The sequence below is a fragment of the Streptomyces sp. NPDC057854 genome (assembly GCF_042797055.1).
In the GTDB taxonomy this organism is placed as follows: Bacteria; Actinomycetota; Actinomycetes; order Streptomycetales; family Streptomycetaceae; genus Streptomyces.
The window spans coordinates 41,146-64,299 of sequence record NZ_JBHVMF010000035.1 but is presented as its reverse complement, the minus strand read 5'-3'; the positions used below and the strand labels follow the sequence as shown (position 1 = coordinate 64,299).

Genomic DNA, 23,154 nt, shown 5'->3' with positions numbered 1-23,154 from the left:
TCGTCGGCGAGGCGGATCGTCACGGACTGCGGGGCCCAGGCGATGTCGACGGACTCGCCGAGCGCGTCGATCGCGGTGATCGTCGACTTCTTCCCGGAGGGCAGGACGGTGATCTCCTCGCCGACGCGGAAGGCGCCGGCGGCGATCTGCCCGGCGTAGCCACGGTAGTCGGGGTGTTCGGCCGTCTGGGGGCGGATGACGTACTGGACGGGGAAGCGGGCGTGGCAGGCGGTCAGGTCGTGGCTGACGGGGACGGTCTCCAGGTGTTCCAGGACGGTGGGGCCGCCGTACCAGTCCATGTTCGCGGAGGGTTCCACGACGTTGTCGCCGGCGAGCGCGGAGATCGGGATCGCGGTGATCTCCGGGACGCCGAGCTCGGAGGCGTAGGTGGTGAACTCCGCGGCGATCGCGGCGAAGACGGACTCCTGGTAGTCCACCAGGTCCATCTTGTTCGCGGCCAACACCACGTGCGGGACGCGCAGCAGGGCGGCGACGGCGGCGTGGCGGCGGGTCTGCTCGACGACGCCGTTGCGGGCGTCGACGAGGACGACGGCGAGTTCGGCCGTGGAGGCGCCGGTGACCATGTTGCGGGTGTACTGCACGTGGCCGGGGGTGTCGGCGAGGATGAACCGGCGGCGGGCGGTGGCGAAGTAGCGGTAGGCCACGTCGATGGTGATGCCCTGCTCCCGCTCGGCCCGCAGGCCGTCGGTCAGCAGCGCCAGGTCGGGCGCGTCCTGGCCGCGTGCGCGTGAGGCGTGGGTGACGGCCTCCAGTTGATCGGCGAGGACCGACTTGGAGTCGTGGAGCAGACGGCCGACGAGGGTGGACTTGCCGTCGTCGACGGAGCCGGCGGTCGCGAAACGCAGCAGAGTCGTGGCCGCATCGGCCCATCGGTCAGCGGAGCTGGGCATCGTCAGAAGTACCCTTCGCGTTTGCGGTCTTCCATCGCGGCCTCGGACAGCTTGTCGTCGGCGCGGGTGGCGCCGCGTTCGGTGAGGCGGGAGGCGGCGATCTCGGCGATGACGGCGTCGAGCGTGGTGGCGTCGGAGTCGACGGCGCCGGTGCAGGACATGTCGCCGACGGTCCGGTAGCGGATCAGCCGCTTCTCGACCGGCTCCGACTCCTTCGGGCCGCCCCAGTCGCCGGCGGTCAGCCACATGCCGTTGCGGGAGAACACCTCGCGCTCGTGGGCGAAGTAGATCTCCGGCAGCGCGATGCCCTCGCGGGCGATGTACTGCCACACGTCCAGCTCGGTCCAGTTGGACAGCGGGAAGACGCGGACGTGCTCGCCGGGGGCGTGGCGGCCGTTGTAGAGCTGCCAGAGTTCGGGGCGCTGGCGGCGCGGGTCCCACTGCGAGAACTCGTCGCGCAGCGAGAACACCCGCTCCTTGGCGCGGGCCTTCTCCTCGTCGCGGCGTCCGCCGCCGAAGACGGCGTCGAAGCGGTGCTGCTGGATCGCCTCGGTGAGGGGGACGGTCTGGAGGGGGTTGCGGGTGCCGTCGGGGCGCTCGCGGAGCTTGCCGGCGTCGATGTACTCCTGGACGGAGGCGACGTGCAGGCGCAGTCCGTGCTCGGCGACGACGCGGTCGCGGTACTCGATGACCTCGGGGAAGTTGTGGCCGGTGTCGACGTGCAGCAGCGTGAAGGGGATCGCGGCGGGGGCGAACGCCTTCAGTGCCAGGTGCAGCATGACGATGGAGTCCTTGCCGCCGGAGAACAGGATCACCGGCCGCTCGAACTCGCCCGCCACCTCACGGAAGATGTGCACGGCCTCCGACTCCAGCGAGTCGAGATGGCGGAGGCGGGGCACCGTGCGCGATCGGGTCGCCCTCATGCCACGAACCGCTTCTCCGTGAGCAGGTCCACCAGTTGGGCGGCCGACGCCTCGGGCGTCTGCCGGACCGTCGGGATGACGAGGTCGGGGCGGCCGGGGACCTCGTACGGGTCGTCGACGCCCGTGAGGCCGGTCATCCCGCCCGCCCGCCGGCGGGCGTACAGGCCCTTCACGTCGCGTTCCGCGCAGACCTCGACGGGCGTGGCCACGTGGACCTCCAGGAAGGCCGTGTCGCTGTCGGCGTGCCGCTGCCGCAGCGCGTCCCGGCTGTCCGCGTACGGGGCGACGACCGGGAGGAGGGCGATCACGCCGTTGCGGGCGAGGACTTCGGCCATCAGCCCGATGCGCCGCAGGTTCTCGTGGCGGTCCTCGCGGGAGAAGCCGAGCCCCGCCGACAGGGTCCGCCGCATCGCGTCGCCGTCCAGGACCTCGACGCGGCGTCCCGCGGCCCGCAGTCTCCCGGCGGCCAGGAACGCGATGGTCGTCTTGCCGGCACTGGGCAGACCGGTCAGCAGGACGGTCACGCCGCAGTCACACGATCCAGGACTCGCCACCATGGTCGGTCGGACCTCCTCTGTCGATGCGATGGTCGATGGGATGGGAACACGTCACGACACCTGAAATACTCGGCACATGACGACAACTCACGAACTCCACACTGCACTCGGACCCTACGTCGGCCACCTGGGCCTCCGGTTCGAGGAGGTCGGACCGGACAGGGTGGTGGCGTACTGGTCCGCCCGTGACGACCTGATGCAGCCTCACGGGATACTGCACGGCGGGGTGCACTGCGCGGTGGTCGAGTCGGTGGCCAGTGTGGCCGCCGACCGCTGGCTGGGGGACCGGGGCACCGTCGTCGGGGTCAGCAACAGCACGGACTTCTTCGCCCCGGTGACCGCGGCCAACGGGCGCCTGACCTCGACGGCGGTCCCGGTCCACCGGGGCGCCACCCAGCAGGTCTGGGCGGTGGAGACGGTGGACGCCGCGGGCGGCCTGGTCGCCCGCGGGCAGGTCCGCCTGCAGAACCTGCGCTGACCCCCGCCCGGCGGGCCGCGCGGTCCTCACGCCTGCCAGCTGTGCGGCGCCCGGAAGACCGGAGGCGGCACCGGGCGCCGCCGGCCGGCGGCGGAAGCGCCGGAAGAGGGCCCCTCCTGCCGCCGGGCCGCCGCGCACGCCAGCAGCAGCGTGACGAGCGCGGCCAGCTCCTCGGGTTCGGCCCGGCCCTTCTCGATCCGGAACAGCCCGCCGGGACCCTCCTGACCGGACAGGGCTCAGACCTTGTCGGCGGCCGGGGCGCGGACCCCCGTGCGGGCGTCGCGCGGACGGCTCCACCAGCGCATCGCGGGGCGCTCCACCAGCACGTACAGCAGCCAGGCGAGCACCAGGCTGACGGCGATCGTCAGACCCGCGAGGCCGAGCACCTCCGGCCAGGTGGCGGGGGCCGGGGGTCTGCCGGTCAGGGCGGGGGAGGAGCGGCCGATCCAGCCGTACACCACCACCAGCCAGTGCACCAGGTACAGGGCGAAGGAGATCTCGCCCAGGAACACCATGGTGCGGCTCCCGAGCCAGGTCCTGCCGGTGGGGCTCGCGACGTCGGACGCCGCCGCGGACGCGATCATGAAGGCGAGCGGCAGGGCGGTGAGCGCGACGAAGCCCAGCTCGTTCGGCAGCTTCCCCTCGGCGACGAACGGCACCAGGGGGAACAGCAGGGCCACGGGGAGCGGCAGCCGGATCCACCGTCCGTTCGCGACGATCAGCGCCGTCACGATGCCGAGGACGAACTCCAGCATCCGCACCGGCGGGAAGAACGTCATGAACCACATCGAGTACCAGTTCTGCTGGGTGCCCGGGTGGATGCCGCCGGACGCCGGCAGCCAGGAGGCCACCAGCGGCACCGCCCAGATCGCGGCGTACACCGCGAAGAACGCCGGCCACAGCCGGGCGGCGGGGATCCGGCGGAGCAGCCGCAGCAGCCACGGGAACGACAGGTAGAACAGCAGCTCGCAGGAGAGCGACCAGGTGGGGGTGTTCGACCACAGGTTGAACTGCAGCTTCATGTCGGGGATCCAGGTCTGCACCAGGAGCAGCGTGGCCCCGGCGTCCCGGCCCGTCAGCGCGTGTCCCGCCCCCGCCGCGAGCAGCAGCGCGGCGAGGAACGTCACCAGGTGGTTCGGGTAGATCTTGAAGAACCGGCGGCGCCAGAACCGCCCCACGGGGTCGTCGTCCCGGGCGACCCAGGTCAGCACGAAGCCGCTCAGGATGAAGAAGAAGGACACCCCGAAGGCGCCGGCCTCGTAGAAGAGCCGCATCACGAAGACCTCGTCGGGCGCCACCCGCGGCAGCAGGTTGACCCCGACGTGCGAGAGCACGACCAGGAACGCGGCGAAGAAGCGCAGCCCGGTCAGGGACGGCAGCCGTCCGGGGCGCGGCGGGAGGGCGGCGGCCGCGGGCGCCGGCGCCGGGGCGGGTCTCTGGATCGTCATCGGGCGGCTCCGTCCGGCTCCGCGCCGGACGCGTCGGCCGGGGAACCGGACGCGGCGCGGGCCGGGGGGAGTTCGCCGGCCAGCGCGCGGACGACGGTCGACCGGTAGAAGGTGCGGACCGGGATCCGCAGGCCCCGTTCCTCCTCGATCAGGTCGATCACCTCCATGGCGGCCAGCGAGGTGCCGCCGAGCGCGAAGAAGTCGTCGTCGGGGTGCACCTCCCGCTCCAGCCGGAGCACCCGCTGGAAGACGTGCTGCACGTAGCGGACGCGGTCCTCGTCGTGGACCGGGGTGGAGCTCACCATCGTCATCACCTCGTGGTCGGACCGGCGCTGGGCGCGCCGGAGGTTCGGTCGTGTTCGGTCGGACGGCCGTCCGCCGCGGTCGCGCGGCGGACGGCGGGTCTGCGGGAGGCGAGGCGCCGGGCCGCCGTCACCACGGCACCGGTGTCGACGCCCAGTTCCTCCAGCGCGGCGCGCTGGCCTGCCACCCGGACGCCGGGCCGGCCGCGTACCGCCAACCGCGCGATCGGCAGCGCGAGTTCGGCGGAGACCACCTCGGCCACCGCGTCGCCCAGGCCGCCCTGCGGCCGGTGCTCCTCCACGGTCACCACGCCGGCCCGGCCGCGGCACGCGTCCAGCAGGCCCGCGCGGTCCAGCGGGTGCAGCGTGTGCAGGTCGACGACCTGCGCCCCGACGCCGTCCGCGGCCAGCTCCGCGGCGGCCTCCAGCGCGAACAGCAGGGGCAGCGGGCCCGCCGCCACCACCGTGACGTCCGCGCCCGCGCGCAGCACCCGGACCCGGCCGAGCCGGAACTCCGGCGCGGGACCCGGCGGCAGCGGGGTGGCCGAGCGGCCCAGCCGCAGGTATCCGGGGCCGGGGAGCTCGTGCAGCTGGCGGGTGGCGGCGCCGATCTGGCGGGCGTCGCCGGGCACGACGACGGCGAGGTCGGCCAGGGCCCGGGTCACCGCCAGGTCCTCCAGGGCGAAGTGGCTGGTGCCGAAGTGCGCGGCGGCCAGCCCGCCGTGGGTGGCGACCACCCGGACCGGCAGCGCGTTGCCGACCACGTCCAGCTTCAGGAACTCGCCGGCGCGCATCGTCGCGAAGGTGGCCATCGTGTGCACGTACGGGACGAAGCCGCGGCGGGCGAGGCCGGCGGCGACCGTCATCAGGTTCGCCTCGGCGATGCCGACGTTGACGTAGCGGTCCGGGAACCGTTTGCCGAAGGTGTTCTCCAGGCCGCCGGTGTCGGAGTCCAGGCAGATCACCCGGGGGTCGGCGTCGGCCAGCTCCAGCAGGGCCTCGCGGTACGCGGTCCGCGGGTCCGGCCCGAGGACCGGCTCCCCGGACGGCACGGCGGGGGCGTCGTCCGGCGCGGGCGGGCCGGCGGGGGCGCGGTTCACGCGGCACCTCCCGCGGCCGGGCGGTCGAGCGCGGCCGGGCGGTCGAGCGCGGCTAGGGCCCTGCGGACCAGTTCGGGCCTGAGCCTGGCGTAGTGCCCGGACACCTTGCCCTCCAGGAACGGGACCCCGCGGCCCTTGACGGTACGGGCGATCACCGCGACCGGACCGGACGCGGACGGCCGCAGTGCCTCGTCCAGCGCGGTGAGGTCGTGCCCGTCGACGACGCGCGCCTCCCAGCCGAAGGCGGCGAACTTGGCGTCCAGGGGTTCCAGACCCACGCACTCCTCCGTACCGCCGGTGATCTGCAGTCCGTTGCGGTCGACCGCCGCCACCAGGCCGGGCAGCGCGCGGTGCCCGGCGAGCAGGGCGGCCTCCCAGACGCTCCCCTCCTGGAGCTCGCCGTCGCCGAGCAGGGCGTACACGTGCCGGTCCCCGCCGCGCAGCGACTCCGCCAGGGCCAGCCCCACCGCGAGCCCCAGCCCGTGCCCCAGCGAACCGGTGGCGAACTCGACGCCCGGCAGGTCGTGCGACGGATGCCCGAAGAGCCTGCTGCCGGGCCGGGTGTACTCCTCCAGTTCCTCCTCCGGCAGCCGGCCGAGCTGCGCGAGCACGCTGTACAGCGCGGGCGCCGCGTGGCCCTTGCTCAGCACGAACGCGTCGCCCGGGCGCAGCCGCCGGGCGTGCAGGACGGCCATCAGATCGGCGCAGGACAGACTGCCGCCGACGTGCGCCCCCTCGGGACCGCCCGCCATCCGGATCGTGTCGCGGCGGATCCGGCGCGCCATCTCCGCGGGGTCGGGGTCGCCGGCGGTGGCCGGGACGGGGGGTGGGCCGCTGGTGGTGGGTACGGCCATCGCTGGCTCCCTTCGGACGGACGCCGGCCCGCGCCGGGGACCCGGGTCGCGGAACGGACGCATCGTTGATGTGCCGGTCGTGCCGGCCGGAGGCGCCGGTCAGCCCTGGCGCAGCGCCTCCCGCCAGCCGGGCGCGGGGCGGGAGACGGCCATCCGCCGGATGAGGTCGACGTGCTGCCAGACCTTCTCGAAGGCGTCGGCGTACCGCCGCAGCAGCGGCCCGGCGGCCGGGTCCAGGTGCCGGCGCTGCAGGCACAGCGACCCGTCGACGACGGCGGCGGTCACCGGCAGGGTCTCCTCGACCCGGTCCAGCACCTCCCGCTCGGTCGCCCCGGCCGGCCGGAAGGCGGGCTGCGCGGACAGCGGGGCGACCTGGTACTGGGAGACGGGCACCCCCTCGGCGCGCAGGGCGCGGTGCAGGGCGGCCCGCAGGCCCGGCCGGTGCTCCGGCCCCAGGCCGTACGCCTCGGGTTCCGGCATCAGCCGGAGGATGTGCCACGCGTGGGTGCGCCCGGCCGGGACGCGCGGCACCCGCAGCCCGGGCAGTTCGCCCAGCCGGTCGAGGAACGCGCGGATGCCGGGCTCGCGCTGCCGGGCGTACGCGTCGAAGCGGGACAGCTGGGACAGGGTGAACGCGGCGGCGACGGGGGTGATCCGGGCGTTGAAGGCAGCCCGGTGGGCGATGTAGGTGCGGGCGCCGGACGGTTCCCGCTCGCCGAAGTTCCGCAGCCGCACGAGCTGTTCGTGCAGGTCGTCGTCGTCGGTGGTGACGAGCCCGCCCTCGCCGCAGGTCGGCAGGTTCTTGTGCGGGTGCAGGCTGAAGCAGCCGGCCCGGCCCAGGGCGCCCGCCCGGCGGCCGTCGAGCTCCGCGCCGTGCGCCTGGGCCGCGTCCTCCACGACCGGGACGCCCAGCCGCTCGGCGAACGCGTTTAGCGCCGGCATGTCGGCGGGCAGTCCGTGCAGGTGGACCGGCAGCAGGGCGGCGGTGCGGGGACCGGCGACGGCGGCGACGGACCCCGGGTCGAGCGTGTACGTGTCGGGCTCCACGTCGGCGAAGACGGGCGTCGCTCCCGTCGCGCACACGGCGTGGGCCGTCGCGTTCATGGTGAGGGCCGGGACGACCACCTCGTCGCCGGGGCCGATCCCGCTGCCGCGCAGGGCCAGGTGGAGCGCGGCCGTGCCGGAGGCGACGGCCACGCAGTGCCGGGTGCCGGTGGCCTCCGCCCACGCCCGCTCCAGCCGGCCGACCTCGCGCTCGCCCGGCGAGGCGGCGTTCAGCGGCCCGTCGCGCAGCACCCGGAGCACGGCCGCCTCGTCGTCGGGGGTGACGAGCGGCCAGACGCCGCCGGCGGTGCCCCGGGGGACGGCGCGGTCGCCGCCGAGCATGGCGAGGCCGGTGCCGGAGGCGCTCCGGGTGCGGGTGGTCTCGGACATGGGTGGGCCCCTCCGGTTGTACGGCTACGGGTTCCGCACGGGAAGGGCGCCGTGCCCGGCGCCCGCGCCCCTCGGCGCACCCCGTGATGCAGAGTCTTCGTACTCGCCACGCCTTGTTGCCGGGATGCATTGTTGCCGGATCATGGAGGCGATGTCGACAGTCTGCATGCCCGGGCTTGCCGAAATCCGGCGTGCGACCCCGGGATCCGGTCCGTCAGGACGGCTTCCGCGAGAAGATCGATCTCCGGGGGGTGTGTCCTCAGTGCAGTCTGTGTTAGCTTCTGCAGCGTTCTCGAAGGACAGTAGTCACACAATCTGCAGGAGGCAACACATGGCTACTGCGCTGAGCGTGCAGTGTCCCGAGTGCATGGGCGAGCTCGCGGTGCGTCCCGACGTGCTCCCGGCGGAGATCGTGGTCTGCCAGAGCTGTTCGAGCGAGCTCGAAGTGGTGGCTACCGACCCGGTGGTTCTGGCCCTCGCCCCCGAGGTCGAAGAGGACTGGGGGGAGTAGACCGGCCGGACCGTGCCGCCCTCCCCGGCGGACGGCACGGTCCGGACCCGGACGACGCGCTCCGGACCCGGACGACGCGCTCCGGACCCGTACGACGCGACCCGTACGACGCGCTCGGGACCCCTACGAAGCGGCCTCGGCCCGTACGACGCGTCCGGCCCCGATCCGTACGACGCGGCCCCCGACCGTACGACGCGGGCCCGCGTCCGTCCCCCGGACCCGACGGAGACCACGAACCGAGGAGGAGTGGCCAGTGAAGGTGAGCGTTGTGGGCGCGGCCGGCTACACCGGCGGTGAGCTGCTGCGCCTGGTGCATGCCCATCCCGGGCTGGAGCTGGTGCAGGCGTTCTCGCGGCGGCACGCGGGCCGCCCGGTGGCGGAGGTGCATCCCAACCTCCACCACCTCGCGCTGGCCTTCCGCGCCCCGGAGGAGATGGAGCCGGTCGACGCCGCCTTCCTCGCCCTGCCCTCCGGCGTCTCCGCCGAGGTGGAGGCGGAGATCGGGAAGCAGGCGGCGACCGTCGTGGACCTGAGCCCGGACTTCCGCTTCGGCGGCGTGTCCGCGGACGGGACCCCCTACCGCACCGGCCTGCCCGAGCTGTTCGCGGACGAACTGACCGGCGCCACGCGGATCAGCGTCCCCGGCTGCATGGCCACCGCGGCCGTCCTGGCCCTAACCCCCGTGCAGCGGGCGGGACTGGTGGCCGGCGACGTGGTGGTGGACGCCCGCGCGGGTTCCTCCGGCGCCGGCGCGGAGGCCGGACCGGCCTCGCACCACTCGGAGCGCGGGAACGCCTTCCGGGTGTACAAGCCCGCCGGGCACCGGCACGAGAAGGAGATCGCGGCCCTGGCCGGCGTACGGGCGCGGATGACCGTGACCGCCGTCCCGACGGTGCGCGGGGCGCAGGTGCTCTGCCATGTGACGCCCCCGCGTCCGGTCACCCGGCGGGAGGTGCTGCAGGTGCTGCAACGCGCCTACCGGGACCACCCGTTCGTCCGGATCGTGGCCCGCGGCCGTGGCGTCCACCGGCTGCCCGACCCGCAGTTCCTGGCCGGCACCAACTTCGTGGACCTCGGCTGCGCCGTCGACGAGGACGGCGGCCGGATCGTGCTGGTGGCGGCCCTCGACAACCTGGTGAAGGGCGCGGCCGGCGGCGGGGTGCAGAGCCTGAACGCGGCCCGCGGCCTGCCGCAGACGGCCGGACTGGAGTTCCCGGGGCTGCACCCGGCGTGACCCGGCCCGGACGAGCGGCACACGACAGCGGAGCGGAGACCGAGCGGCATGCGACGACGGGGGGTGAGCGGGACATGGCACAGGAGCTGACCGAGGACCCGGCGGGGGACGCGCCGAACGCGCTGATCGGCGACCTGGCCCCCGGAGAGGTCGTCGTCGTCAAGATCGGCGGCGGCAGCGATCCCGAGCGGGTGCTGGACGAGGTGGCCGAACTGGCCGCCGCCGGCCGGCCGCCGGTGCTGGTGCACGGCGGTGGAGCCGTCGCCGACCGGCTCTCCGCACAGCTCGGCGTGGAGCGCGGGGTGATCAGGTCCCCGGACGGCACGCACAGCCGACGGACGGACGACGCCATGCTCGACGTCATCACCCTCGCCCTGCTCGGGCGGGTGAAACCGCGGCTGGTCGCGGGGCTCCGGGCCCGCGGCACGCGGGCGGTGGGGCTGAGCGGCGCGGACGGCGCCCTGCTCACGGCCACCCGCAAGCCGGCCCTGCGGTCCGTGCAGGACGGCCGGACCGTCCTCATCCGCGACGACCGGTCCGGCCGGATCGAGCACGTCGACCCCGCGCCGGTGCGCGCGGTGCTGGAACGCGGCGACGTCCCCGTCGTCTCCCCGCCGGCCAGCGACACCGCCGGCAACCTCCTCAACGTCGACGCCGACGAGGCCGCCGCCCGGCTCGCCGCCGCCCTCGGCGCGTCGGCGCTCGTCCTGCTCACCGACGTACCCGGCGTCCTCGCCGACCCCGCCGATCCGTCCACCCTGCTCCCGGAGGTGGGCCCGGACCAGCTGACCGGGGACGTCGTCCGCGGACGGATGCGGCACAAGGTGCGGGCCGGGCTGCGCGCCGGCCGGACCGTGGACCGGGTGGCGATCGGCGCCGCGCACGCGTACCGGCCCATCCAGCATGCCCTCTCCGGGGCGGGCACCTGGCTGCGCGACGGGGACCGGGAGGAGCGGCATGGCTGACTTCCGGCGGACCGCCGAGCGGATCCGGCCCCCCGTGCTCCACGCGGACTACCCGGCGTGGCTGCTGCGGACCGCCCTCGGCATCCCCTCCGTCTCCGGCCGGGAACTCCCGGTCGCCCACTTCCTCGCCGACCAGATGACCGCGCTCGGCTTCGACGCGTACGTCGACGAGGTCGGCAACGCGCACGGGATCACCGGCCCGCCCGGCGGCCCCACCGTCATGCTGCTCGGACACATCGACACCGTCCCCGGCCACGTGCCCGTCTGCCAGGTCGGCGACCTGCTGTACGGCCGGGGCGCGGTGGACGCCAAGGGCTCCATCGTCGCCATGATCTGCGCCGCGGCCCGCACCCGGGGGGTGCGCGTCCACGTGGTCGGCGCGGTCGGCGAGGAGGTGGCCGGCTCGGTGGGCGCCCGGCACGTGCTGGAGACCGTGCCGCGCCCGGCCGCGGTGGTGATCGGCGAGCCGAGCGGCTGGGACGGGGTCTGCCTCGGCTACAAGGGCCGTACGGGCATCGGCTACGAGATCAGCCAGCCGCCGCTGCACACCAGCAGCCCCGAACCGACCGCCGTGGAGCGGGCCGCCCGCTTCGCCCACGAGGTGCAGGCGTACCTGCGCGGCCTGACGCCGGACCAGGACGACCCGATCGCGTTCGGCGTCGCCGCCGGGACGCTCGTCCGGCTCCGGGGCGACCTGGCGAGGGCCGAGGCGTTCCTGACCTGCCGGGTGCCGCCCGGCTTCGACTTCGCGGCGCTGGAACGTTTCGCCCGCGCCCTGCCGCACAGCCGGATCTGGGTGGACGAGCGGGTGCCCGGAGTGACCCGGCCGCGCGCCGACCCCGTCGTCAGCCAGCTGCGCGCCGCGATCCTCGCGCACGGCGCCCGCCCCACGCTGAAACGCAAGGCGGGCACCTCGGACATGAACACCCTCGACCCGTGGGGCGTCCCCATGGCCGCCTACGGACCGGGCGACGCCCACCTCGACCACACCACCGACGAACACCTCCCGCTCCCCGACCTGTACCGGGCGATCGACGTCCTGGCCCTCGCCCTGCCCCGGCTCGCGAGCCAGCTCGCGGCGGCTCCGCCGCACGCCCTGGCCTCGCCCGACCTCCTGGAGGCATGATGCAGCTCGACGGGAACGTGGCCCTGATCACCGGCGCCGCCCGCGCCCTGGGCCGCTCGCACGCGCTGGCCTTCGCCCGCGAGGGCGCCGACCTCGTCCTGCTCGACCGCTGCGACCCGGACGGCGGCCCCTACCCGCTGGCCGGCCGGCGCGACCTGGAGGAGACCGCGGACGCCTGCCGCAGGCTCGGCAGCCGGGTGCTCACCGGGGTGGCCGACGTCCGCCACCAGGCGGAGGTGGACAAGGTGGTGGCCGCCGGCCTCGACGAGTTCGGCCGGATCGACGTGCTCCTCAACAACGCGGGCGTGCTCGGGCCGGGCGGCGTACGGACCCACGAACTCACCGAGGAGCAGTGGCAGCTCGCCCTCGACGTCAACCTGGGCGGCACCTGGCGGTGCTGCCGGGCGGTCCTGCCGCACATGGTGGCGCAGGGCGGCGGGACCATCGTCAACACCGCCTCCACCGGCGGGCTCGTCGCCTTCGAGCGGTACGCCAACTACGTCGCCTCCAAGCACGGCGTGATCGGCCTGACCAAGTCCATCGCGCTGGAGTACGGCCGCCACGGCGTGCGGGCCAACGCCGTCTGCCCGACCACCGTCGCCGACGACCCGGCCCTGCGCACCGGCAGCACCCGCGCGGTCGCCGCCTCCCTGGGCGCCGGTCTCGACGACTACGAGACCACCTCGGCGTCCCTGCATCCCCTCGGCCGGCTGGTCACCGCGGCCGAGGTGTCGGCGGCCTGCCTCTGGCTGGCGGGCCCGCACTCCGGCGGCGTCACCGGCACCGAGCTGGTGGTCGACGGCGGCTTCACGGCCCACTGAACCGCCCGTCACCGATCTGCCCGGTACGGAACCGCCCGCCCCCGAACCGCGCACCACTGAACCGCTCATCGCTGTACCGCCCCGCCCCGTCGTACCGCCGCGTGCGCCCCGCGCACGTGCCCCGCCGCGCCCCGAACGGCCCCACCCACCCGACGAGGAGTGCTCTGCCATGGACCTGCCCACCGAGCAGCCGCGGAACCGGCCGGACACGCCGGTGGCCGACGCGGCGGCACCCGACCTCGCCTCCCTGCGCTCCCGGCTCGCCGGACTGAGCCCGGAGCGGCGCCGGCTGGTGGAACGGCTGCTGGCCCGCCAGGGCTCGAACCTCGGCATCACCCGCCGCGCGGGCGGGACGGCGGAAGCCCCCTGCTCCTTCGAGCAGGAGCGCCTGTGGTTCATGTACGAACTGCTGACCCGGCGTGAGATCTTCCACGTCCCCGTCGCCCTCCGGCTCGACGGCGCCCTCGACCCCGACGCGCTGGAGCGGGCCCTCCAGCACCTCGTCCAGCGGCACGAGGCCCTGCGGACCGTCTTCCGGCAGCGCGACGGCCGGCCCCAGCAGGTCGTCCTCGACCGGATGGCGATCACGCTCGACCGGGTCGACTGCCGCGCCGCATCCGACCCGGCCGCCGACGCGAGGCGCCAGGCGTCCGCGCTGGTCACCGAGGACTTCGACCTCGCCGAAGGCCCCCTGCTGCGCTGCACCCTGTACCGGACGGGGGAGCGCGGGCACCTGCTGGCCCTGGTGCAGCACCACATCGTGTCCGACACCTGGTCGCTGGGCATCCTGCTCGACGACCTCGGCAAGCTGTACGCCCGCGAGCTCGGCGAACCGGTGGACCTGCCCCCGCTCGACCTGCACTACCCCGACTTCGCCGCATGGCAGCGCGCCACGGTCGACGGCGAGACCATGCGGCGCACCCTCGACCACTGGCGGGAGCGGCTGGACGGCGCCCCGGACGCCCTCGACCTGCCCACCGACCGGCCACGGCCGGCGATCCGCGGCAGCCAGGGGGAGTTCCACCACGTGCGCTTCGGCGCCGACCTGGTCGCCGGACTGCGCGAGCTGGCCCGGCAGCACGACACGACCCTGCTGGGCGCCTTCCTCGCCGGCTACATCGCCCTGCTGTCCCGGCTGGTGCGCGCGGACTCGGTGGTCGTCGGCGTCCCGGTGGCCGGCCGGCCGCGCCCCGAACTCCAGCGGATGATCGGGTACTTCCTGAACTGGCTGCCGATCCACGTCCAGGTCGGCGACCGGCCCGACCTGCACACCCTGGTGCGCCGCACCGGAGCCGCCCTGGCCGACGCGATGACCCACCAGGACGTGCCGTTCGACATGCTGGTGCGCGAGCTCAGGACCGCGCGCCGGCCGGGCGAGACCCCGGTCTTCCAGACCTCGTTCTCGCTGCGCGACGGCGCCCCCACCCCGCCCGCCATGCCCGGCCTGGACATCTCCCTCGCCGAACTCGACGGCGGCGCCACCCACTACGACCTGATGGCCGAGCTGTGGTGCGAGGGCGACGAGGTCGTCGGCTACCTGCCCTACGACGACGAACTGCTCGACGCCCGGACGGTGGCCCGCTGGGCCCGCTGGCTGGAGACCCTGCTGCGCGCCGGACTCGCCGCCCCCGGCACCCCCGTCGCCGACCTGGAGATCCTCGCGCCCGACGAGCGGACCGTGCTCCCCGCCCGCGGCCTCGCCCGCACCGGGGACCCCCGCCCGGCGGAGCCGACCCTGCACGCCGCGTTCGCCGCCCAGGCCGCGCTGCGCCCGGACGCCCCCGCCGTCAGCGACGAACGGCAGCGGCTCACGTACGCCGAACTGTCCGCCCGCGCCGACCGGATCGCCGCGGCCCTGCAGGCGCGCGGCGCGGGCCCCGGCGGCATCGTCGGCCTGGTCCTCGACCGCACCGCCGACCTCCCCGCCGCCGTCCTCGGCGTGCTCCGGACGGGGGCCGCCTATCTGCCGGTGGACCCGGAGAACCCCGCCGACCGCACCGCCGACCAGTTCGCCGAGTGCGGGGTGCGCACCGTGCTCGTCACCCCGGACACCGCGTCGGCGCCCGCGCTCGGCACCCCCGGCGAGGGCCCGGACACCGTCGTGCTGGACTGGACGGACCCCGCGTGGACGGACGGACCGGCCGTGCCCGCCGCCGTCGACGTCCCCCCGGACGCGCCCGCGTACGTCATCTACACCTCCGGCTCCACCGGTCGCCCCAAGGGCGTGCTGGTCACCCACCGCAACGTGACCCGGCTGCTGGCCGCCTGCGGCGAGCACCTGCGGCTCGGCCCGGACGACGTGTGGACGCTGTTCCACTCGTACGCCTTCGACTTCTCCGTCTGGGAGATCTGGGGCGCGCTGCTGCACGGCGGCCGGCTGGTCGTCGTCCCGCAGTGGGCCACCCGCGCCCCCGACGTGTTCGCCGGCCTGGTGCGCGACGAGGGCGTCACCGTCCTCAGCCAGACCCCCTCCGCGTTCGGCCAGGTCAGCGAGACGCTGCTGAAGGACCCCGCACCGACGGCGCTGCGGTACGTCGTGTTCGGCGGCGAGGCCCTCGACCACACCGCGCTCCGCCCGTGGACGGCGGTCCACGGCGACCGGCGGCCCGAACTGGTCAACATGTACGGGATCACCGAGACCACCGTGCACGTCACCGTGCGGCCGGTGCGCGAGAAGGACCTGGACGAGCCCGCCTCCCTGATCGGCCCGCCGCTCCCCGACCTGTCGCTCTACCTGCTCGACGCGTCGCTGCGCCCGGTCGGCCCCGGCGTGCCCGGCGAGATCTTCGTCGGCGGGGACGGCGTCGCCCTGGGGTACGTCGGCAACCCCGCGCTCACCGCGGACCGCATGCTGCCCGACCCGTTCGCCGGCCGCCCCGGCGCCCGCATGTACCGCAGCGGCGACCTGGCGGTCCTCCGCGACGACGGCGAACTGGTCTACCTGGGACGCGGCGACGACCAGGTGAAGGTCCGCGGCCACCGCGTCGAGCCGGGCGAGGTGCGGGCCGCCCTCGACGCCCTCGACACCGTCGCCCGCGCCGCCGTGGTGCTGGAGCGGGACCGGGTCGGGGCGGCCGTCCTCGCCGGCTACGTCGTGCCCGCCGACGGCGCCCGGACCACCGGCACCGCCATCCGCCGGGCGCTGCTCCGCACACTGCCGGAGTGGATGGTGCCCGCCTCGGTCACCGTCCTCGACGAGCTGCCGCTGACCCGCAACGGCAAGCTGGACCGCCAGGCCCTCGCCGACCATCGGACCCGCGCGGAGTCCGCCGGGCCGCGCGGCGAGGCCCCGCGCGGCGAGACGGCACGGCAGCTGGCCGCCCTCTGGTGCGACCTGCTCGGCGTCCCCGCCGTGGGCGGCGAGGACAGCTTCTTCGAGCTCGGCGGGCACTCCCTGATGGTCATGCACCTGGTCGCCCGGATCCGCACCGCGCTCGGCGTCGAGCTGCCGATGGAGACCCTGTTCCGCTGCCCCCGGCTGCAGATGCTGGCCGACGCCGTGGACGAGGCGCGCGCCGCCGCCGCGCCCGCCCCCGCCCCCGAGCCGACGGCGGACGCCTCGGCCGAACTCGCCGCGGTCCGCGCGGAGCTGGCCGCCCGCTGCGCGGCGATCCCCCGCCCCGGGCCGCGTGCCGAGGCGGACCGGAACACCGTCCTGCTCACCGGCGCCACCGGCTTCGTCGGACGGTTCGTGCTCGCCGCCCTGCTGGCCGACGGCGCCCGGGTGGTCTGCCTGGTCCGCGGCGGCGCCGGCGCCCGCGCCAGGCTGGTGGCGGGCATGACGGACCTCGGCCTGTGGGACGAGGGGCACGCCGGCCGGCTGGAACTCGTGGACGGCGACATCGCCGCACCCGGCCTCGGCCTCTCCCGCGCGGACCGCGACCGGCTGGCCCAGGAGGCCGGCCGTCTCATCCACGCCGCCGCCTGGGTCAACCACGTCTACCCGTACGAGGAGCTGGCCGCCGCCAACACCCACTGCGTGGCCGGCCTGCTGGAACTGGCCGCCCTCGGCCGCCGCGCCACCCTCACCCTGGTGTCCACCAGTTCGGTGGCCGACTCCGCCGCCCACCCGCCCGGCTCCACCGTGCCCCCCGGGCCGCTGCGCGCCCTGCCGTCCGCCGCCAACGGCTACGTACGGTCCAAGGCGATGGCCGAGCAGTACCTCCACCTGGCGGCCGAACTCGACGTGCCCGCCGTGGTGATCCGCATCCCCAGCGTCTTCGGCGACCTGCGGCGCCGCCAGATCAACCCCGCCGACGCGGTGTGGAGCTGGACCCGCGCCATGATCGACACCGGCCGCTTCCCGGAGAGCTTCGCGCAGGACGGCAACGAACTCTTCCAGGCGCTGCCCGCCGACGCCGTCGCCCGCGCCGTGCTGCTGGCCGACCAGGACCACACCGAGGCCGGCACCCGCTACCTGGACGCCGTCCCGTCCGCCGCCGGCACCACCCGCGACCTGGTGGACGCGATCCGCGCCGCCGGCCACGAGCTGACCCCCTGCCCCGACCGGGAGTGGTACGCCGCGGTCAGCGGCCTCGACCCCGACCGGGTCTGGGTGGCCGGCATCGCCGGCCGGGCCGCCGCCGCCCTCGCCGCGGACCCCGCCGCCGCGGCCCCCCGCACGCTGCGCCGCTTCACCGCCCCCCGCGCACCGGGCGGGCTGGCCGAACTGCTGCGCACGCGGGCCCTGAACGCCCCGGCCGACCTGGCCGGGTACGTCCGGACGCTCGAAGCGTCCTCTCCGGCGGCCCGGACCGGCCGGGAGCACGTCCGGCCATCGCACGACTGACCAGCAGAACAGCACATCACCGCGTCATCGATGGGAGTGGGAGTGAGTACGGACGAGCGTACGTACCTCGTGGTGCGCAACCACGAGGACCAGTACTCGATCTGGCCCGCCGGGCAGGACATCCCGGACGGCTGGACCGCGGAGGGCTTCGACGGACCCAAGAGCAACTGCCTGGCGCACATCGCCGAGGTATGGACCGATCTGCGGCCGCTGAGCCTGCGCGGCGCCGGTGTCGACAAGGGAGCGGAACGAGTTGGCTGAGAACGTGCAGAACCTGTCCGTGGCTCCGGACGCGTCCGCGGAGCCCCTCGCCGTGATCGGCATGAGCTGCCGGTTCGCCCCCGACCTCGACACCCCCGGCCGGCTCTGGGACTTCCTGCGGGCCGGACGCAGCGCCGTGGGCGAGATGCCCGACCGCCGCTGGAACCCGTACGAGATCGACAGCCGCACCCGCGACATCCTGCGCAGGACCACCCGCAAGGGGTCGTTCATGCAGGACATCGAAGGCTTCGACGCCGAGTTCTTCCAGATCACCCCCCGCGAGGCCGAGTACATCGACCCGCAGCAGCGGATCATGCTCGAAATGGCCTGGGAGGCGCTCTGCGACGCCGGCATCCCGCCGACGTCGCTGGCGGGCACCGACGCCGGCGTCTACGTGGCGGCGAACTCCAACGACTACGGCCGCCGCCTGCTGGAGGACCTGGACCGCACCGGCGCCTGGGCCGTCAACGGCACCACCTTCTACGGCATCGCCAACCGCATCTCGTACTTCCTCGACACCCACGGCCCCAGCATGGCCGTGGACACCGCCTGCGCCGGCTCGCTCACCGCCCTGCACGTGGCCGGCCAGGCCCTGCACAGCGGCGACACCGACCTGGCCATCGTCGGCGGCATCAACGTCATGGCCTCGCCGGCCCTCGTCGTCGCCCTGGACGCCGCCTCCGCCACGTCCCCCGACGGGCGCAGCAAGTCCTTCGACAAGGCCGCCGACGGCTACGGCCGCGGCGAGGGCGGCGGCGTCGTCGTCCTCAAGCGCCTCTCCGACGCGCTGCGCGACGGCGACCCGGTGCACGGCCTCGTCATCGGCAGCGGCGTCTTCCAGGACGGCCGCTCCGACGGGATGATGGCACCCGACGGCGCCGCCCAGCAGCGCATGCTGGAGGAGATCTACCGGCGGGCCGGCGTCGACCCGGGCACCGTGCAGTACGTCGAGGCGCACGGCACCGGCACCCGGCTCGGCGACGCCGCGGAGGCCCAGGCCATCGGCAACGTCTTCGGCCCCGGCCGCGACGGCGACAACCCGCTGCTGATCGGCACCCTCAAGCCGAACGTCGGCCACGTCGAGGCCGCCTCCGGCATCGCCGGCGTCATCAAGGTCCTGCTCGGCATGCGCCACGGCGAGCTGCCGCCCAGCCCGCACGAGGAGCCCGACCCCGAACTCGGCCTGGAGGCCGCCGGACTGCGCCTGGTCGCCGAACCCACCCCGTGGCCGCGCGGCGAGCACGGCATGCGCGCCGGCGTCTCCAGCTATGGCGTCGGCGGCTCGATCGCCCACGCCATCCTCCAGCAGGCCCCGGAGCGCCCGGCCGCCCCGGAGCGCCCCGCCGCCGCGCGCCCCGCCCGGCCCTGGGTGCTCCCCGTCTCCGCCGCCTCCGAGCAGGGCGTACGCGGCCTGGCGGGCGCGGTCGCCGACTGGGTACGGGCCCACCCGGAGACCCGGCTGGACGACCTCGCCCACACCCTGACCGCCCGCCGCGCCCACCTGGCGCACCGCGCCGCGGTCGTCGCCGACAGCACCGGCGAACTGCTCGCCGGGCTGGACGCGCTGGCCGGCGGCGAGACGACGCCGTCCGCCGCCCTCGGAGCCGCGTCCGCGTTCGGCGACGGCGGCGCGGCCGGACCGGCCTGGGTGTTCTCCGGCCACGGCGCCCAGTGGGCCGGCATGGGGCAGGAACTGCTCACCACCGAGCCGGTGTTCGCCGAGGTCATCGACAGTCTCGCCGCCGTCTTCGCCGAGGAGCTCGGCTGGACCCCGCGCGAGGCGATCGAGGCCGGCGGCCCCTGGACGGTCACCCGCACCCAGGCGATGACCTTCGCCATGCAGGTCGCCCTCGCGGAGGTGTGGACGGACCTCGGGCTGCGCCCCGGCGCGGTCATCGGCCACTCGGTCGGCGAGATCGCCGCCGCCGTGGTCGCGGGCACCCTGGACCGGACCGAGGCGGCGCGCTTCGCCTGCCGCCGCGCGCGGGCCCTGGAACAGGTCGCCGGCCGCGGCGCCATGGCGATGGTGCCGCTGTCCTTCGCCGACGCCGAGCGGCGGGTCGCCGGCCGGGACGGCGTGGTCGCGGCGATCGCCGCCAGCCCGCTGTCCACCGTGGTGTCCGGCGACACCGACGCCGTCGATGCCCTGCTGGCCGAACTGGCCGCCGAGGGCGTCCAGGCCCGCCGGGTGAACACCGACGTCGCCTTCCACAGCCCGCACGTGCACGACGTGCTCGACGAGGTCCGGCGGGCCGCCGGCGAGCTGCGCGCCGCCACCCCCCGGGTGACGCTCTACAGCACCGCCCTCCAGGACCCGCGCTCGGACGCGCGCCGCGAGGGCGAGTACTGGGCCGCCAACCTGGCCGAGCCGGTCCGCTTCCACCAGGCCGTGCGCGCCGCGCTCGACGACGGCACCCGGGTCTTCCTGGAGGTCTCCTCGCACCCGGTGGTGGCCCACTCCATCACCGAGACCGCGCTGGACGCCGGCGTCACCGACGCCCAGGTGGCGATCACCCTGCGCCGGGACCAGCCGGAGCAGCGCACCGTGCTCGCGAACCTGGCCCGGCTGCACAGCCTCGGCAGCCCGGTCGCCTGGTCGTACGACGGCGAGCTGGTCGACGTCCCGGCGGTGCGCTGGCGGCACCGGCCCTACTGGATCTTCCCGGACCACGCGCCGGAGCGGGGCGCCGGCTTCGGCCACGACCCGGAGACCCACACCCTCATCGGTTCGCGCACCACGGTCGCCAGCGCCCCCGTCCAGCGGGTCTGGCAGACCGAGCTGCACATGGAGAACCGCCCCTACGCGCAGTCGCACAAGGTCGTCGGCGTGGAGACCGTGCCCGCGTCGGTGGTGCTCAACTCGTTCATCCGGGCCGCCACCGCCGAGGGCGAACCGCCGTGCGGCCTGCGGGACATCGTCTTCCGCATCCCGCTGGCCGCGCACCCGACCCGGGTGGTGCAGGTGGTGATGGAGCAGGACAAGGTCCGCATCGCCAGCCGCATCAAGCGCGACCAGGACGGCGGCGACGTCCGGGACGACGAGTGGCTGACCCACACCACCGCCACCGTGGTGCACGAGCCGGAGGTCGGCGCCACCCCGATGGAGGACCTGGACGCCATCCGGTCCCGCTGCCCGGTGTCGTGGACCTGGGCGAAGGTCGACGGGATCTTCCGGACCATGGGCGTGGACGGCTACACCTTCCCCTGGGTCGTGGAGGAGCTGCTGCGCGGCGACGGCGAGCAGCTGTCCACCATCACCGTGGACCACACGCCGAAGCTGCACCCGTCCAGCTGGACGGCGGTCATCGACGCCGCGCTGACCGCCAGCGGCGTCCTGGTGATGGACGAGGACTCCAACGTCCTGCGGACCTGCTCGCACCTGGAGTCGCTGGCCTTCGTCGGCCCCCCGCCGCCCCGGATCCACGTGCACACCGTCCGTGACCCGCGCACCCCGGACACCATCAGCATGACGGTGTCCGACGAGAGCGGCACGGTGGTCTGCGAGGCCCGCGGGCTGCGCTACGTCAAGGTCCAGGACATCGGCTCCGGGGCGGTCGGCCCGCGCGACCTGGTGCACGAGCTGGTCTGGGAGCCGGTCGAGGTGCCGGCCGACGCCCGGGTGCCCGGCAGGGCCCTGCTGGTCGGCGCGTCCGCCGGCGGTGCCGAGCTGGCCGAGGCGCTGGTCGCGCGCGGCGTGGAGACCCGGACGGCGGACGACGCGACCTCGCTCGGCGACGGCTCGCTGACCTCCGACGACGTGGTCGTCGTGGCCCCCGAGGCGCTGCTGCCCGGGGAGGCTCCCGAGCAGGCCGCCCGCCGCTGCGCGCAGGCGCTGGTCGACGCGGTGCAGCAGGTGGCGGCGATCCCGGACGAGCGCCGCCGCCCGAAGGTGTGGGCGCTCACCCGCGAGGTCCGCACGGGCCGCACCGAGGCCGCGCTCGCCCACGCCCCGCTGTGGGGCGCCGGGCGCATCGTCGCCGGTGAGCGCCCCGACCTGTGGGGCGGGACGATCGATGTCTCCGAGGGCGTCGAGCCGCAGCAGGTGGCCTGGCTGATCGGCGCCCTGCCGCCCGCCGAGGACGTGCTGTCCCTCGCCCCCTCGGGCGTCTCGGCGGCCCGGCTGCGGCAGGTCGAGCGGCCCGCGGAGCGCGAGCCGGTGGACTGCCGTCCCGACGGCACGTACCTGGTCACCGGCGGTCTGGGCGCGCTCGGCCTGGAGGCCGCGCGGCACCTGGTCGAGCAGGGCGCCAGGCGGCTGGTGCTCATCGGCCGCCGGGGCCTGCCGTCCCGGTCGGAGTGGGACCGGGTGGAGGACCCCGCGGTGGCGGCGCAGATCGCGGAGGTGGTCGCCCTGGAGGCGGCCGGTGCCACCGTGCGCGTGCTGCGGCTGGACATCTCCGACGCCGAGGCGACGGCCCGCGCCCTCGACCCGGGCGCCCTGGACATGCCGCCCGTGCGCGGCATCGTGCACTGCGCCGGCGTGGTGTCCGACGCGCTGGTGGAGAAGACCGGCATGGCGAACCTGGACACCACCATGGGGCCGAAGGCCGACGGCGCGATGGTCCTGCACCGGCTGTTCCCGGCCGGCACGCTGGACTTCTTCACCATGTTCTCCTCGTGCGGCCAGCTGGCCCGGCTCACCGGCCAGGTCAGCTACGCCTCCGCGAACTCCTTCCTGGACGCGCTCGCCGCGCTGCGGCGCTCCCAGGGCGAGCCGGGCACGACCAGCTTCGCCTGGGCGCAGTGGATCGGCCGCGGCATGGGCGAGACGACCGGCAGGGCGACGATCCTGGAGGCCGAGTCCCGCGGCCTCGGCGGCATCACGGTCTCCGAGGCGCTGCGCAGCTGGGCGTACGCGGACCGGTTCGGGCTGCCGTACGTCGCGGTGATGCGGGTCATGCCGGACCACACGCTGCCGGTGTTCTCGCACCTCTCGGTGACCGACGCCGGCGCGGAGAGCACCGGCGGGGGCGGCGTCGACTGGGCCACGGTGCCGGCGGAGGAGCTGCCGGAGCTGGTGCTGAAGGAGACGCACGAGCAGGTGGCGGCCGAGCTGAACCTGGCGGTGGACGACATCGCGATCGACCGGCCGCTGCTGGAACTCGGTGTCGACTCCGTCCTCACGGTGGCGCTCCGGGTGCGGTTGCACCGGTGCTTCGCGGTGGACCTGCCGCCGACGATCCTGTGGAGCAACCCGACGGTCCGCGCGCTGGCCGAGTTCCTCGCCACCGAGGTCGGCGGCGGGGACGGTGGCGGGGACGGCGGTGACGACGCCGGACTCCCGGCTCCCGAGGCCGGGTCGGCGGGCACGGAGCGGCGGGAGGCGGTCGCGGTGAGCGCCGGCTGACCCTCCGGACGACCGGGGTGGCGACGACCTCGCCACCCCGGGCACGGCCGGGCCCCGGGGGCGGCGCACCCCGCCGTCCCCGGGCCCCGGGCC

Annotated in this window: 18 protein-coding genes; 9 read left to right on the top strand and 9 right to left on the bottom strand. The window is 75.2% G+C overall.

The window, feature by feature from the left end; genetic code table 11:
* The 3 genes from ACFVQZ_RS34295 to cysC form a co-directional block, all read right to left on the bottom strand.
* Positions 1 to 911 (bottom strand): sulfate adenylyltransferase subunit 1 (locus ACFVQZ_RS34295; protein WP_383628724.1); only part of this gene is annotated, 911 nt, incomplete at its 3' end.
* Positions 912 to 913: 2 nt separating this feature from the next.
* Positions 914 to 1,834 (bottom strand): sulfate adenylyltransferase subunit CysD, encoded by a 921-nt coding sequence (gene cysD / locus ACFVQZ_RS34290; RefSeq protein WP_383628722.1) that lies wholly within the window; start codon positions 1,832 to 1,834, stop codon positions 914 to 916.
* The gene (gene cysC, locus ACFVQZ_RS34285) at positions 1,831 to 2,391 is read right to left on the bottom strand and encodes an adenylyl-sulfate kinase (RefSeq protein WP_030497115.1); all 561 of its coding nucleotides are present in this window, start codon (positions 2,389 to 2,391) and stop codon (positions 1,831 to 1,833) included. Before cysC ends, cysD begins: the two co-directional genes overlap by 4 nt.
* A gap of 76 nt (positions 2,392 to 2,467) precedes the next feature.
* On the opposite strand from cysC, the gene ACFVQZ_RS34280 reads away from it, so the two are divergent.
* Positions 2,468 to 2,869: a PaaI family thioesterase gene (locus ACFVQZ_RS34280; RefSeq protein ID WP_030497116.1), complete on the top strand. Its 402-nt coding sequence runs from the start codon at positions 2,468 to 2,470 to the stop codon at positions 2,867 to 2,869.
* A 26-nt stretch (positions 2,870 to 2,895) separates the two neighbouring features.
* Here the strand turns inward: ACFVQZ_RS34280 and ACFVQZ_RS34275 are convergent, their stop codons facing one another.
* The 6 genes from ACFVQZ_RS34275 to ACFVQZ_RS34250 form a co-directional block, all read right to left on the bottom strand.
* On the bottom strand, positions 2,896 to 3,066 hold the full coding sequence (locus tag ACFVQZ_RS34275) for an acyl-CoA carboxylase epsilon subunit (RefSeq protein WP_383628729.1): 171 nt from the start codon (positions 3,064 to 3,066) through the stop codon (positions 2,896 to 2,898).
* A gap of 39 nt (positions 3,067 to 3,105) precedes the next feature.
* Entirely contained in the window at positions 3,106 to 4,317 is a 1,212-nt protein-coding gene (locus tag ACFVQZ_RS34270; RefSeq protein ID WP_051788226.1) for an acyltransferase, read from the bottom strand.
* Entirely contained in the window at positions 4,314 to 4,622 is a 309-nt protein-coding gene (locus tag ACFVQZ_RS34265) for an acyl carrier protein (RefSeq protein ID WP_383628719.1), read from the bottom strand. Before ACFVQZ_RS34265 ends, ACFVQZ_RS34270 begins: the two co-directional genes overlap by 4 nt.
* A 5-nt stretch (positions 4,623 to 4,627) precedes the next feature.
* Positions 4,628 to 5,719, bottom strand: a complete 1,092-nt coding sequence (locus ACFVQZ_RS34260; RefSeq protein WP_383628717.1) for a transketolase family protein — start codon at positions 5,717 to 5,719, stop codon at positions 4,628 to 4,630.
* Complete coding sequence (locus ACFVQZ_RS34255; protein ID WP_383628715.1) at positions 5,716 to 6,573, bottom strand: transketolase; 858 nt, start codon at positions 6,571 to 6,573, stop codon at positions 5,716 to 5,718. Before ACFVQZ_RS34255 ends, ACFVQZ_RS34260 begins: the two co-directional genes overlap by 4 nt.
* 99 nt (positions 6,574 to 6,672) lie before the next feature.
* Positions 6,673 to 8,007, bottom strand: coding sequence for a DegT/DnrJ/EryC1/StrS family aminotransferase (locus ACFVQZ_RS34250; protein WP_383628713.1), 1,335 nt, complete (start codon positions 8,005 to 8,007; stop codon positions 6,673 to 6,675).
* 331 nt (positions 8,008 to 8,338) lie between these two features.
* On the opposite strand from ACFVQZ_RS34250, the gene ACFVQZ_RS34245 reads away from it, so the two are divergent.
* From ACFVQZ_RS34245 to ACFVQZ_RS34210, 8 genes are all read left to right on the top strand, one after another.
* Positions 8,339 to 8,518: a hypothetical protein gene (locus ACFVQZ_RS34245; RefSeq protein ID WP_030497122.1), complete on the top strand. Its 180-nt coding sequence runs from the start codon at positions 8,339 to 8,341 to the stop codon at positions 8,516 to 8,518.
* A 253-nt stretch (positions 8,519 to 8,771) separates the two neighbouring features.
* Positions 8,772 to 9,752: an N-acetyl-gamma-glutamyl-phosphate reductase gene (gene argC, locus ACFVQZ_RS34240; protein WP_383628711.1), complete on the top strand. Its 981-nt coding sequence runs from the start codon at positions 8,772 to 8,774 to the stop codon at positions 9,750 to 9,752.
* Positions 9,753 to 9,826: 74 nt separating this feature from the next.
* Entirely contained in the window at positions 9,827 to 10,717 is an 891-nt protein-coding gene (gene argB, locus ACFVQZ_RS34235) for an acetylglutamate kinase (protein WP_383628709.1), read from the top strand.
* Positions 10,710 to 11,843, top strand: a complete 1,134-nt coding sequence (locus ACFVQZ_RS34230) for a M20/M25/M40 family metallo-hydrolase (protein WP_051788230.1) — start codon at positions 10,710 to 10,712, stop codon at positions 11,841 to 11,843. The genes argB and ACFVQZ_RS34230 overlap by 8 nt, the downstream gene beginning before the upstream one ends.
* The gene (locus tag ACFVQZ_RS34225; RefSeq protein ID WP_383628707.1) at positions 11,840 to 12,664 is read left to right on the top strand and encodes an SDR family oxidoreductase; all 825 of its coding nucleotides are present in this window, start codon (positions 11,840 to 11,842) and stop codon (positions 12,662 to 12,664) included. Before ACFVQZ_RS34230 ends, ACFVQZ_RS34225 begins: the two co-directional genes overlap by 4 nt.
* A gap of 169 nt (positions 12,665 to 12,833) precedes the next feature.
* Positions 12,834 to 17,453 (top strand): amino acid adenylation domain-containing protein, encoded by a 4,620-nt coding sequence (locus tag ACFVQZ_RS34220; RefSeq protein WP_383628705.1) that lies wholly within the window; start codon positions 12,834 to 12,836, stop codon positions 17,451 to 17,453.
* A gap of 30 nt (positions 17,454 to 17,483) precedes the next feature.
* Positions 17,484 to 17,714, top strand: coding sequence for an MbtH family NRPS accessory protein (locus ACFVQZ_RS34215; RefSeq protein WP_030497128.1), 231 nt, complete (start codon positions 17,484 to 17,486; stop codon positions 17,712 to 17,714).
* Entirely contained in the window at positions 17,707 to 23,061 is a 5,355-nt protein-coding gene (locus tag ACFVQZ_RS34210; protein ID WP_383628703.1) for a type I polyketide synthase, read from the top strand. The genes ACFVQZ_RS34215 and ACFVQZ_RS34210 overlap by 8 nt, the downstream gene beginning before the upstream one ends.
* The last annotated feature ends 93 nt before the right edge of the window (positions 23,062 to 23,154 follow it).